Source organism: Phyllobacterium sp. RCAM01083 (assembly GCF_055685835.1).
In genome coordinates, this window is record NZ_JBVFZN010000005.1 from 1,844,592 (window position 1) to 1,857,050 (window position 12,459).

At 62.0% G+C, this 12,459-nt stretch carries 13 protein-coding genes; 6 read left to right on the forward strand and 7 right to left on the reverse strand.

Going from position 1 to position 12,459, the window contains the following annotated elements:
- Positions 1-62 precede the first annotated feature (62 nt).
- Entirely contained in the window at positions 63-1,040 is a 978-nt protein-coding gene (locus ACZ25R_RS15860; RefSeq protein WP_472461507.1) for a DUF2336 domain-containing protein, read from the forward strand.
- Between the two features lie 17 nt (positions 1,041-1,057).
- Here the strand turns inward: ACZ25R_RS15860 and ACZ25R_RS15865 are convergent, their stop codons facing one another.
- The 3 genes from ACZ25R_RS15865 to ACZ25R_RS15875 are packed head-to-tail and all read right to left on the reverse strand — an operon-like array spanning position 1,058 to position 4,128.
- Positions 1,058-1,405 (reverse strand): DUF1491 family protein, encoded by a 348-nt coding sequence (locus ACZ25R_RS15865; protein ID WP_472461508.1) that lies wholly within the window; start codon positions 1,403-1,405, stop codon positions 1,058-1,060.
- A 28-nt stretch (positions 1,406-1,433) separates the two neighbouring features.
- Complete coding sequence (locus ACZ25R_RS15870) at positions 1,434-2,342, reverse strand: peptidoglycan-binding domain-containing protein (RefSeq protein WP_472461509.1); 909 nt, start codon at positions 2,340-2,342, stop codon at positions 1,434-1,436.
- A complete protein-coding gene (locus ACZ25R_RS15875) occupies positions 2,317-4,128 on the reverse strand; it encodes a sensor histidine kinase (protein ID WP_472461510.1) in 1,812 nt (603 codons plus the stop codon). The genes ACZ25R_RS15870 and ACZ25R_RS15875 overlap by 26 nt, the downstream gene beginning before the upstream one ends.
- Positions 4,129-4,503: 375 nt before the next feature.
- Here ACZ25R_RS15875 and ACZ25R_RS15880 point away from each other — a divergent pair, with 375 nt between their 5' ends.
- A complete protein-coding gene (locus ACZ25R_RS15880; RefSeq protein ID WP_472461511.1) occupies positions 4,504-4,986 on the forward strand; it encodes a DUF5330 domain-containing protein in 483 nt (160 codons plus the stop codon).
- Positions 4,987-5,062: 76 nt separating this feature from the next.
- The gene (locus ACZ25R_RS15885; protein WP_472461512.1) at positions 5,063-5,503 is read left to right on the forward strand and encodes a SufE family protein; all 441 of its coding nucleotides are present in this window, start codon (positions 5,063-5,065) and stop codon (positions 5,501-5,503) included.
- Between the two features lie 186 nt (positions 5,504-5,689).
- Here ACZ25R_RS15885 and ACZ25R_RS15890 read toward each other — a convergent pair whose 3' ends face one another.
- Together ACZ25R_RS15890 and ACZ25R_RS15895 are read right to left on the reverse strand one after the other, a co-directional pair.
- Entirely contained in the window at positions 5,690-6,496 is an 807-nt protein-coding gene (locus ACZ25R_RS15890) for a DUF6456 domain-containing protein (RefSeq protein ID WP_472461513.1), read from the reverse strand.
- On the reverse strand, positions 6,493-6,948 hold the full coding sequence (locus tag ACZ25R_RS15895) for a helix-turn-helix domain-containing protein (protein ID WP_472461514.1): 456 nt from the start codon (positions 6,946-6,948) through the stop codon (positions 6,493-6,495). Before ACZ25R_RS15895 ends, ACZ25R_RS15890 begins: the two co-directional genes overlap by 4 nt.
- 196 nt (positions 6,949-7,144) lie before the next feature.
- Here ACZ25R_RS15895 and ACZ25R_RS15900 point away from each other — a divergent pair, with 196 nt between their 5' ends.
- Complete coding sequence (locus ACZ25R_RS15900) at positions 7,145-7,432, forward strand: cytoplasmic protein (protein WP_464663039.1); 288 nt, start codon at positions 7,145-7,147, stop codon at positions 7,430-7,432.
- 94 nt (positions 7,433-7,526) lie between these two features.
- On the opposite strand, the gene ACZ25R_RS15905 is transcribed toward ACZ25R_RS15900, so the two are convergent.
- The gene (locus tag ACZ25R_RS15905; RefSeq protein WP_091880604.1) at positions 7,527-7,964 is read right to left on the reverse strand and encodes a Ros/MucR family transcriptional regulator; all 438 of its coding nucleotides are present in this window, start codon (positions 7,962-7,964) and stop codon (positions 7,527-7,529) included.
- Positions 7,965-8,721: 757 nt separating this feature from the next.
- On the opposite strand from ACZ25R_RS15905, the gene ACZ25R_RS15910 reads away from it, so the two are divergent.
- Positions 8,722-10,827: a S9 family peptidase gene (locus tag ACZ25R_RS15910; RefSeq protein WP_472461515.1), complete on the forward strand. Its 2,106-nt coding sequence runs from the start codon at positions 8,722-8,724 to the stop codon at positions 10,825-10,827.
- 170 nt (positions 10,828-10,997) lie between these two features.
- The gene (locus ACZ25R_RS15915; RefSeq protein WP_346307906.1) at positions 10,998-11,336 is read left to right on the forward strand and encodes a metallophosphoesterase; all 339 of its coding nucleotides are present in this window, start codon (positions 10,998-11,000) and stop codon (positions 11,334-11,336) included.
- 2 nt (positions 11,337-11,338) lie between these two features.
- Here the strand turns inward: ACZ25R_RS15915 and ACZ25R_RS15920 are convergent, their stop codons facing one another.
- Positions 11,339-12,442 carry an FAD-dependent oxidoreductase gene (locus ACZ25R_RS15920; protein ID WP_472461516.1) on the reverse strand — a complete coding sequence of 368 codons (1,104 nt, stop codon included), beginning with the start codon at positions 12,440-12,442 and terminating at the stop codon, positions 11,339-11,341.
- Between the last annotated feature and the right edge of the window lie 17 nt (positions 12,443-12,459).

Here is a 12,459-nt window from a genome sequence, read left to right on the forward strand (position 1 = left end):
GCTTCATGGCTCATTTTAGCCATTGTCTGGCAGCGTCGTGCGTAATCGAGTGGAGTGTGTTCGTGAAGTATCCTGAGTTTCGGGCACTTGAAGACCGCAATGGCGGCAGCAAGGCTGACGATCTCCTGACCGCATCGATCACCGCCTTCTGCTGCGTCGCAAGACCGGCAAAGAGCGATGCCCAGCAGCTGGAGGATCTCGCCGTTCCGCTGCTCGCCCTCGCCTCGCCGCGCGTGCGCCGCCATGCCGCCGCTGCCCTGTCCGAAATGCCGCATGCGCCCAAGCGCCTGATCCTGGCGCTCGCCGAGGATGATGTGGATATCTCCGCGCCGCTGCTCCTGCGCTCGCCGGTGCTCAAGCCCGGCGATCTCATCGGCCTGATCCAGCGCCGGGGCATCGGCCATGCCCGCGTCATTGCCCGGCGCACGGTGGAGGACGCCGCGCTGCTGCAGACCCTGCGCCATTTTCACGACCCGGCCATTGACCGCGCCCTGGCGCTGCAGAGCGGATTGCCCGCCCATGAGGAGAATGAAGCCTTGGACCGTGCCGAACCCGAATCGCCGCGCCTGCGCGAAACCCGCGAGGCGCTGCGCGCTTTGATGCGCGCATCCGATGCCGGCCATTCCGCCGATCAGGCCCTGGCCGACCGGCTGATCGATGCCGCCCTGCTCGACGAAACCCATACGTTCCGCGCCGCCTTCACCACGGCGCTCGATCTCGACGGTGAAACCGCCGAGCGCATCATCGGCCACGGGCTCAATGCCGAACTGACCATCGCGCTCGCCGCGCTCGGACTTTCGGCGGAAGCGGCGCATCTGGTGCTGACCGGCCTGTTCGGCCTCGTGCACAAGGACCTGCATTCGCTGCGCCTGTTCGTGCAGTCCTACCGCCAGATCGACCAGGACAAGGCGCAGGCGACGATCCAGCGCTGGAAGACCGAGGAAAACTCGCAGAAGCTGCGGCAGAAACTGCGGGAAATGGCGGCGGATTTCGAACGCGGCGGCACAGCGCCCGGCCCGGCCAAGCGCCGGGTGTCGTAACAACCGTCCGTCCGTGGTCAGTCGCGGGCGAGCGGAAACAGGTCCCCGCGCTCGCCGCGATAATCCTCAATCTCGACGATCCACAAATCCCGGTCCCAGCGCTTCTGCTTGTCCAGCGCCGCATCCGCCTCGGCTTCGGCGACGGCCGATTGCAGCAGGGTGAACTGCCGTTCGTCCGGCTTGGTCTCGTCATAGACCATCTGCGGCGCCGGGCCGAACAGGTCGTAGCTGCCGTCGGCATTGCGGAACTTGATGAAGATCGCCCCGGCTTCCGCCGCGCCTTTGTTGGCAAGCGCCGCAAAGGCACCGCTGCCGTTGATGCGGCGCACCAGCGCGGAAACCCAGAATTCCGATGTCAGACGCATATGCCGTAACCGCCCATGCCCAGCCTCATCAGTTGATCAGGCCGATTTCCTGCATCTTGGCCAGCAGTTTCGCATCGGGCTCGCCGGTGACCGGCAGCTTGAACAGGTTCTGGAATTCCCGGATGGCGGTCTTGGTGCTGGCGCCGACCTTGCCGTCGATCTCCACCTTGTCATTGCCGAAGGCGCGCAGGCCCGCCTGGATGCGGACGATCTCCGCCGGGGCGAGGCTGTTGCCTGCGGGCGGCTGGGCGGTGCCCGCCGTCAGCTTGTCGGCCGGGGTGGCCGATACGGTCTGGACGGTGGCTTTTTCGGCGGAGTGGCCGGGCTTGGCGGCCGGGATCGCAATGCTGGCGGTGGTGTCGCTGGCGCTGCCGACGGCGGGCTGCGCCGTCTCGATGCCCATGTCGGCCGAAGCCTTGCGGTAGGCCTCGATGGCGGCGCGGGTGCCCTTGCCGGCGAGGCCGTCGACCGCGCCGTTGTAGAAGCCGAGCGACAGCAGTTTCTGCTGCATCTTCGCCACTTCCGGATCGCCGCCAGGTGCCAGCACGGGCGTGCCGCCATTGCCGGCGGCATTGTTGATGGCCGCAGCGACCGGATCAGGATTGCCCTGCGGCACGGGAACCGAATTGACCTTGCGCACCGGCGCATCGACGGCGCTCTGCTTCTGCGGCGTGCCGAACACGCCGCCATCGTGCTTGATCGGCTTGAACACCAGCTCCGGCCGGGTGCGGAAGAACACGCCGTCATGCACCTGCGGCTGATACCACAGCGCATTGGCGGAGATGAAGCCGAGGGTCACCAGAAACGCCGTCGCGCCGCCGGTGATCGTCGGGTTGCGGGCAATCAGCCCGCCTGCCCCGATGGCGATACGGGCCATATGGCCGCGCTTGGGGGCGCGGCGCTTCCTGCTGTCAGGCCGATTTGCGGGCTTGCGCATGCGAACCTCCCTCACTGTCGCCGTCGGCCCGGAATTCGACGATATTGACCGGTTCCGCCGGAACCGGCTCGATCCGCGGACCGGCGAGTGGAATGAGAACATTCACCACCGTGCCCTCACTGGGACGGCTGCGGATGTCCATCTGGCCGCCATGCAGGCCGATCAGGCCCTTGACGGTGGCAAGGCCAAGGCCGGTGCCTTCGTGCCTGCGCGTGTAATCGTTCTGCACCTGGCGGAATGGCTGGCCGAGCGTCAGCAGATCCGCCTCGGCAATGCCGATGCCGGTATCGCTGACGGAGAAGGCCAGCATGTCGCCGTGCAGCCCGGCGTCGATGGTGACCACGCCGCCGCTCTCGGTGAACTTGACCGCATTCGACACCAGGTTGATCAGCACCTGCTGGATGGCGCGCTGGTCGGCAACGACAGTGCCGATGTTGCGGCTGACACGGTCGCACAGCGTCACGTTCTTCTGCGAGGCCTGATGCGCCATCATGTCGTGTACCATGGTCACCGCATCCTTGAAGGCGAAGGGCTCGGCCATGATCGGGTAGGTTCCGGCCTCGATCTTGGATACGTCGAGGATAGCATTGACCACGGAAAGCAGATGCGTGCCGGACTGGTGCACCAGCTCGACATATTCGCGCTGGCGCGCATCGGGCAGCTTGCCGCAGATTTCCTGCAGCAGCACATCGGAGAAGCCGATGATGGAATTGAGCGGGGTGCGCAGCTCATGGCTGACCGAAGCCAGGAAGCGGCCCTTGGTCACCTCGGCTGTCTCGACCTGGGTGCGCGCGGCATCGAGCGCAAAGCGGTCGGCGACTGCGCCGGAGATATCCGTTGCCACGACGACGAAACCATTGTCCCGGCTCTGCGGCACGCCGGAAAGGCGATAGGTGGCAAAGCGCACGGTATGCGCCGGTTTCGCCGCATCGCCCGGTGCAACGCAGCGCAGCTTTATCTCCGCCGCCGTGGCGGCCGTACCGCTGCGCAAATCCGACAGGAACGCCAGGAAATGCACGCGGTCCGAGACGTGCACGCGGTCGACCAGCGCCGTGCCGATCAGCAGGCTGCGGGCCACGCCGAAATGCTCCTGCGCCTTGCAGGACAATGCCGTGATCATGCCGTCGCGGCCAAGCCCGATCACCACGCCGTCAACGGCGCTCTCCAGATCGGCAACACGGTCGTCGCGGCGCGCTTCCTGACCGCGCGCCACCAGCGCACCGGCGGAACGGACCAACAGCGTTGCCCCGTAAGCGAGCGCGGCCAGCAGGGAGAATGCCGTCAGGGTGACGTTGCCGCCCATCCACACGGACACGCCGAGGAGAACGGCAAGCACCGCCGCGGCAATGCCGCCGGAGAGGACAAGCGCCTTTTGCGAGCGCATGACGAACCAGGCTTCGAGCGGGATCGCCGCGCCCATGATCCAGAGCAGGAGATTGGCGGACGGCGCCATGACGGCGATCAGCGCGATGGCAGCGCCGTAGGATGCCAGCGCAGCCAGACCCAACCGCGTGCTGTTGCGAACCAGCGAGAGCGTTCCGCAGAAAATCATCGGCAGGGCAAAAACACCGACGCCGAGGCTGAGCATGCCACCGGCTTCACTGAACAGGGAGTGGCTGGCGGCCAGCGCAACGGCCAGCAGGAACGGCATGGCGAGGAAGGCACCGGCCATGCGGGCGTCCCTGTCGCGTTCGGATGCGCCGGCAACAGATGTGCTCACCCAGCGTTTGCAATGGCGCCGGTAGGCATCAGCAATTCTGGGCAGTGTGACGGAATGAATCGGCACCAGTTTTTTCCTGCTATCCGGACGGTCCGGCCGGGGCCGGATGCGTCACGGTCATTTCAATGTCGCCGTTAACTTTTGCAGACGAGGCTTTAAGGAAAGGATAAAACCGGGGACGCAGATGTCCCGCACAACCGGTTTCAGCCGAATGTGAGGACGCTTTTCAATGCATGGTAAATGAAGGGTTTCGGGTTGCCGGCGATTTGCTGGTCGAATCGCAAAACCGGCATTTCGGGCTCCAAGATTTCTTAATCCTTGGTTTCTATGATCGCTCAAATGCAAAACCGCGTCTCAACCGGTTTTTGCCTTGTCTGTGGCAATGTCTCGGCATGGGCTGCTCCTGGGAAGCGGTTCCGGTGTTGGCAGAGGATATCTGAAATGTTCTTCCTGATCAGGTTTGCGATCAAGTTCTGCTTCTGGATGTTTTTGATTTCGCTGTTCATTCCAGTGGATTCGAAAGACAATCCGCAAGGAGCCCCGCAACCCGGCCCGCTCGAGGCTTTCTTTGCCGCACGCGAGACGATCAGCGATCTCAGCCAGTTCTGCACGCGCAATCCCAATGCCTGCGAAACCGGCAAGGCGGCCCTGAACAATGCGGGCGTTCGCGCCGGCGAAGTGGCCAAGGTCGGTTATCAGTATCTCGATACGCAGCTGGGCGCCAAGGCCAACGGCGCCGATGCGACCGTTGCCGCCGCCCATGGGGACACCGCCGATGCCGCCACTGCCACGGACAAGAGCGATCTGATCAAGGCCAAGCTGCGCGAGATGGCGATGCGCGAAATTCTGGAAGCGGCCATCCGCCAGCGCGAACAGGCCAATGCCGTCGACGGCAAGACAACGGGCACAATCGCAAAGAAGTAGCCTGCGCGACAGGAAAAACGATGACGTACGGCTTTCGCATCACTATATGTGCCACATCACATGCGAGACTGGACCTATGGCACAGACAATTGACGACATCATCGCGGATTTCGACTTCCTGGACGATTGGGAAGACCGCTACCGCTATGTCATCGATCTCGGCCGCGAATTGAAGCCCTATCCGGATGCCGCCCGCGATGCGCAGCACAAGGTGAATGGCTGCGTCAGCCAGGTCTGGCTGAAGAGCACGCCCAGCGACGGCGCCGATCCGGTCATCGATTTCCTCGGCGATTCCGATGCGCATATCGTGCGCGGCCTCGTCGCCATCATGATGGTGCTCTATTCCGGCAGGAAGGCGTCGGAAATCCTCGCCATCGATCCGGAAGCCATCCTGAAGAAACTGGGCCTGAACGAAAACCTGACACCGCAGCGCTCCAACGGCCTGCGCTCGATGGTCGCCCGCATCCGCAACGAGGCGCAGGCAGCCCTCGGATCAGCCAGCGCCACGCAGCACTGAGGACACGCCCTGACAGTGGGATTTTCATCGGGGCATTCCCGCCAATGCGTGGTGCGTGGTTCGACAAGCTCACCATGAGGGACGTTGAGGGCGGCAGGGAGCTACTTTCTGCAACATCTGCAAGTGGCATTGCAGCCCACCTTTCTCCCTCATGGTGAGCTTGTCGAACCACGCACAACAACGCTGCTACCGCGCAAGCGTGGGACGGTAATCCCCGGCTCCCCAGTGAATGATGCGCGGATTGCGCCGGGCGGGCGATGGCGGGCAGTAATGTCTGTCCAACGCCGCCAGCGCCGTCTTGAGGATGAGCTTGGCGGAACGGACCGGCCACTGCCGTTCCCGCTCGACACTCTCGAGGCCCTTGAGAAAGCAGCAGACATCCACCAGCACGCCGGACAGTTCCGGCCCGACCGCATCCAGCGCCCGCTCGACCCGCTGCCGTGCCGCCAGTACGGCATCGGTGATTTCCAGGACACCATTGCCGGATCGGCGGCTGGCACCGCTTCCCACGGCGCTCCAGTTGGCGCCAAGCGGCGGCATGAAATTGCCGAGCGTATAATCGTTGCGCAATTGCTCCCCGGCCTTGAAGGCGGCCTCGCTGATCAGCGGGACGCCGGACGAATCCCTGCGCCGGCGCAACAGGCCAAGCGGCGATTCCGCTTCGTTGCGCCGGACCCGTGCCGCGCCGGGCCGGTTGCCCGGTGCCGCCAGCGTTTCAAGGCGATGCTGGGCGGCGAAGGCATCGGCCCCGCCATCCAGCCGGCGCAGGAACGCCCTGCCCGCATCGGTGATGATGAGCATGCCGTCAGCGGAGCGCGCCAGTCCTTCGCGCAGGACATGGTCAAGCACCGCCGTCCCGATGGAAATCGCGCCGCCCGCGGCACTTTCCAGCGTCATCTTGCCATTGCCTGCAGTTGCAGGTTCTGCAGCAGCCTTAGCCAGAAAGCACAGCACCCGGCGCACGCCGGCACCGCTTTTGCCCCGGACGCTCATTGGCGCACCATGCCGCTGCGCAGGAACGCCGCCCGCAGAATGTTTTCAAGAGTCTGCACAACCCGGTCGAACTCCGGCTCGTCGCGCATATCCTCGATCAGATGACAGGCATGGTTGACCGTGCTGCGGTCGCGCCCGAAGGCACGCCCGACCTCCGTCATGGTCAGCGACAGCGTGACATGCGCCACATACATGCCGATCTGCCGGACGCGGGCCACCGACCGCTCGCAACGGGAATGCGCGCGCAGTTCGCGGCCGCTGACATTGAAGAAGCTGGCGAGAATGTCGATCACGCAGTCGCAGACATGAAAAAGACGGCCGTCCGGCGGTTCGCCCCCATCCGGGGCAACGGGCTCTGCCCGCTTCGGTTTCGGACGCGCTTGACGGAGGATCTCAATCATCGCCCGCGCCTCGGCGGCAGAGCGGATCAGATGGGGGAAATTCTCGGACATGCTCGCTCCACTTCATATATAGGAATATCTTCTTATATTATTCCCAGCAAGACCGTGGATAAGTTTTCCCGCGCACAAACATCATGTCGTTGTTTTCACGGATTCTTTTCTGAAACCACTCACGTAATCTAGGACTTTTGTCCTACATTCCTCAAAGCAAGGCAAAGTGTGTCCATCCACCATCGAGGACGGAAACATGGTTCAAAGCGAATGGACGAAGCAGAGGGCGGCATTCCTGGCTGCGAGGGACGCGCAGCGCAGTATGGCGCGGCAACGCCTGGCGCTGCAAATCCTCTGCGGCGAAGATCTTGACGCGGTGATCGCGCTAGGCGCCGCCGAGAAGCAGACCTATTGCAGGCGGTTAAAGCGTTTGATTGAACGAGAGAGGATCAAGGGCGGCAAGGGGCACTGGAGCTATGACCTCAATCGTCATATCGGTCTCAAGCAAGCCCTGGATACTTTGCTGAAATCCATGAGGGGCTGAAATCCGTGCCGGCGCCCGCGCGCGGGAAACAGAGCCCGGATAACAAAACGGCGCCCGAAGGCGCCGTCTCGCAAATAGTCTGAACCGCTTGCTGTCAAGCAGCCTTCTTGCGCTTGCGGCCGAGGCCCATGTTCTTGGCCAGACGCGAGCGCGCAGCAGCGTAATTGGGTGCAACCATCGGATAGGAGGCATCCAGATCCCACTTTTCGCGATACTGCTCAGGCGTCAGACCGTAATGGGTCATCAGATGACGCTTCAAAGACTTGAACTTCTTGCCGTCTTCGAGGCAGACAATGTAGTCATCCGCAACGGATTTCTTCGGGTTGATTGCAGGCTTTGGCTTTTCCTGAATCGCGACGACTGCTTCTGCACCACTACCGACCCGACCAAGAGCAGCGTGGACATCAGCGATAAGCGCGGGAAGATCGCCAGATGGCACTGAATTGTTGCTTACGTAAGCAGCAACCAATTCAGCGGTCAGTTCCAGGAGAACGTCTCCAGCAGCTGTATTTGAATTGTCGAATGTTGTCATCAAAGTCCAAATCCTTCATCTAATTTGAAAAGTTGGTATTACACGGGAAAGCAAGCAGTATAAATCTGCAAATATCAGAAACCCTGACACTGATGACGACACTGTATTCAGGATGGAGCTCTAATTGTCAAATCAATACTTCACCTAAAAAAGAAATATTTGTAATTTTTCCTTGATATTGAATTTACTGCGAACCTGGCGCTGATTGGACCAGGAAAGCTAAAATCCCGCTACACATATGATAACATAAATGTTCACACGTGAACATCCGCACAACACCACTAAGACCAAAAATGGCAAAAATGAGGAACCAATCCGCATTTCACAAGCATTCTATAACAACGGAGGCCGCTCAGTGCAGTGCCAGACCTACTTTAGTGCAACATGAGACAATATTAAGTAATTCTGTTTTTGATCAAAAAGACAAATTACGTGGAAATATGCGCGAAAAATCCTACTCGCGAGCCCCGATCAGCGGCCGAACGGCTGTAAAACCGGCAAAAGATGCGACTTTCGTCACCGGATTGGCGACGGGCGCGGGAGCGCGGCAATAGTGTTGCAGGCGGCGCGCCACAGTATTCGCAGATGAACCGGCGGATCTCGTCTGTCGGCACGCCCGGAGCAAGGCGCTGTTCCGGACAGGCAGGATTGACGAATCCTTCGCAGATGTGATTGTCATCGTGTTCTCCGGCAAAGTGCGACATTGTTCCGTTGCAAAGTCATCAGCCCGTTCCATCCACTGTACTGAGAGTATTTCATGACCAAAACATCACGTTTCACCTCTCTCCCCGCCCCGCAATCCGCCAAACACCCGGTATCGGACACGCGCCACGGCATAACCCGTGTCGACAACTATGCGTGGATGCGCGCCGACAACTGGCAGGACGTGTTCAAGGATCCGTCCGTGCTCGATCCGGCCATCCGCAGCCACCTGGAAGCGGAAAACGCCTATCAAACTGCGCTGATGGCCGACACGAAGGCGCTGCAGAGCACCCTGTTCGACGAGATGAAGGGGCGGATCAAGGAAGACGATTCCTCGGTGCCCTCCAAGGACGGCCCCTTTGCCTATGGCACGTCCTACAAGACCGGCGGCCAGCATCCGCGCTTCTTCCGCATACCGCGCGACGGCGGCGCGGAGACGATGCTGCTGGACGGCGATCTGGAAGGCGAAGGCAAGGCCTATTTCAGCCTGGCTTCCGCCGATCATTCGCCGGATCACACCAGGATGATCTGGGGTTTCGATGACAAGGGGTCCGAGTTCTACACATTGCGGGTGCGCGATCTGACGACGCTGGCCGACGCGACCGATGTGGTCACGGAAACATCGGGCGACGGCGTGTGGAATGCCCAGTCAACCGGCTTTTACTACACCAAGGTGGATGCCAACCACCGCCCGTCGCGCCTGTTCTACCACGTGCTCGGCCAGCCGGAGAGCGCGGACCGCCTGATCCATGAGGAAATGGATCCCGGCTTTTTCATGGGTGTCAGCGGCAGCGCGCTCGATGATTTCATCTTCATCGATTGTCACGATCACGAAACGTCGGAAGTCTGGCTGCTCGATGCCAGGGATGCCGCGTCCGAACCCCGCCTTGTCGCCGCGCGCCAGTCCGGCGTGGAATACAGCATGACCGAAGGCGGCGATGTCTTCTACATCCTCACCAACATCGACGGTGCCAAGGATTTCAAGATCATGCGCACGCCGGTCACCGCGCCGGAACCGGCCAACTGGACCGAGGTGGTGGCGCACAAGCCGGGACGCCTGCTGCTCGGCCATGGCGCCTACAGGGATTATCTGGTCTGGCTGGAGCGGGAAAACGGCCTGCCGCGCATCATGATCCACAACCGCCACACGGGCGAGGAACACGCCATCGCCTTTGACGAGGAAGCGTTTTCCCTCGGCCTGCAGGGAAGCCCCGAATATGACAGCGAGGTCATCCGCTTCTCCTACTCCTCCATGACCACGCCATCGCAGCTCTACGACTACAATATGCGCACGCGCGAGCGCACGCTGCTGAAAACCCAGGAAGTCCCCTCCGGCCACAACCCGGACGACTATGTCACGCGGCGGCTGCTGGCTCCGGCGGCGGACGGCGAAACCGTGCCGGTTTCCATCGTCTATCACCGCGATACGAAACTGGATGGTTCCGCACCCTGCCTGCTCTACGGCTATGGCTCCTACGGCTCGACCATGTCGGCAAGTTTCAGCACCACGCGCCTGTCGCTCGTCGATCGCGGTTTCATCTACGCCCTCGCCCATATTCGCGGCGGCAAGGACAAGGGCTATGCCTGGTATGAGAACGGCAAGCGCCTGCACAAGAAGAACACGTTCAGCGATTTCATCGCAGTCGCCCGCCATCTCGTGGCGGAAGGCTTTACCAATCCGCAAGGCACCATTGCCCATGGCGGCTCGGCCGGCGGCCTGCTGATGGGCGCGGTTGCCAACATGGCGCCGGAGGCGTTTGGCGGCATCATCGCCGAAGTGCCCTTTGTCGACGTCATCAACACGATGCTGGACGATACCTTGCCGCTCACCCCGCCCGAATGGACCGAATGGGGCAATCCGATCACCTCGCCGACGGACTATGCCTACATGGCGTCCTATTCGCCCTACGACAATATCCGGGCGCAGGCCTATCCGCCGGTTCTGGCGGTTGCCGGGCTGACCGATCCGCGCGTCACATACTGGGAACCGGCCAAATGGGTGGCCAAATTGCGCGAGCTCAAGACCGACGATCATCCCGTGCTGTTCCGCGTCAACATGGATGCCGGGCATGCGGGCGCCTCCGGCCGCTTCTCCCATCTGGAGGAAGTCGCCTATGTCTATGCCTATGCCCTCAAGCTCGTGAACAAGACCGCTGCCTGATCACTGGCACCTCATCCCCGCCGCCCGTTGACACCAGCGGGCGGCTGGGTCGCGCAGATGTGTTCGCCCGTGCACCGCGTCACGGTTACACGTGCTGCGGTTTCGGCTATAAAGACACAAAGCGCTTGTGGGGAAGCAATGTCAGACTTGGTTCACTGCGGAGGTTTATGATGAAACGAAGCGCTCTTGTCCTGATGCTCGGCGTGGCGTTCGCCGCCCAGCCCCTGCTTTCGGTTCTGGATACAACCGGGGTGCAGGCAGCGGTTCGCAAGAATGTCAGCGAATTTGCCGGGCAGCGCTGCAACAACCCGCCGCGCGGATCGGGCGTGATCGTCGGCCGCTATTCCGGCACCACCGACAATCCGATCATTTCCATGGGCAGCGACAATGTGCCGGTTTCCGACTTTCGCTGCTTCCGCACGATGGAAGAATGCCGCGGCTGGCTCTACACCATGCGCAGCAAATATGTCGACGGGAATTCCGTGCTGATCGGGTGCAACAGGCGCTGAGTTCAGGCCGCGCCGCTGATCCGCTTCATCGTTGCTTCCAGACTGTCCTCGGCAAAACCGGCGGCCATCGCCTGCATCGCCTCGCCCGCAGCCGTCGCGGCCCGTTCCCACATCGTGGCTTCGTAAGCCCGCACAGCCGTGTTCCGGTCCTCGTCCCCGGTCAAGGCATCGGCGAGATCGGCGGCATCGCGCAGCGCCAGATTGCCGCCCTCGCCCGCCGGTGGCATGACATGCGCCGCATCGCCGATCAGCGTCACACCAGCGCGGCTCTGCCAGCGGTGCCCGACGGGCAGCGCGCAAATCGGCCAGGGCCGCACCGTGTCCTTTGCCGATTCTATGAGCTGCAGCAGACTGCCGTCCCAGCCGGCGAACTGCGCGGCGAGGCTTGCCTTCGTCGCCTCGAACCCCGGCGTCTCCTCGCCCCGCAGCGCTGCATAGACGCGGATATGCGCATTGGCGTTGCGCTGCGCGAAGACCGACTTGCCGTCGCCCTTGGCAATCATCGTGCCGCGTCCGACCAGCGCCGCGATATCGGGATGGCGCGTGTCGGCATCGTCGATCGCAAGTTCATAGAGGGTCAGTCCGATATGCCGGGGCTTTTCGTCCGACACCAGTGCACGCACCCTTGACCCGACGCCGTCAGCTCCGACAACGAAATCATGCCGGGCGACGGAACCGTTTTCGAAATGCAGTTCGAACGTGCCGTCATTGCACCCCAGGGCTTCCGTCAAACGGCAGCCCCAGCGAACGCTGTCTGCCGGAATGGACCGCAAAAGCAGGTCTCTCAATTGGCTGCGGTCAATCTCCGGGCGGTCCCCGTCGGAGGCATCGTCCTTGTACACAAGCAGGCCGTGCTTATCATAGAGCCGCGTGCCCTGGTCTTCGTAGCGCGCAAAATGCTGAAACTCGGCAAACAGCCCGGCTCGCTTCATGGCATACTGCCCGGTTCCGGGATGCAGGTCGAGCATGCCGCCCTGCCCGCGATGCATGGGCGATTCATCCCGCTCATAAACGGTGAAGGCGACGCCCTTCAGATACAACATACGCGCGAGCAACAGCCCGCCTGGGCCACCGCCGACAATGGCGATCCCTGAATTCTTTGACATGTTCATCATCTCACTGG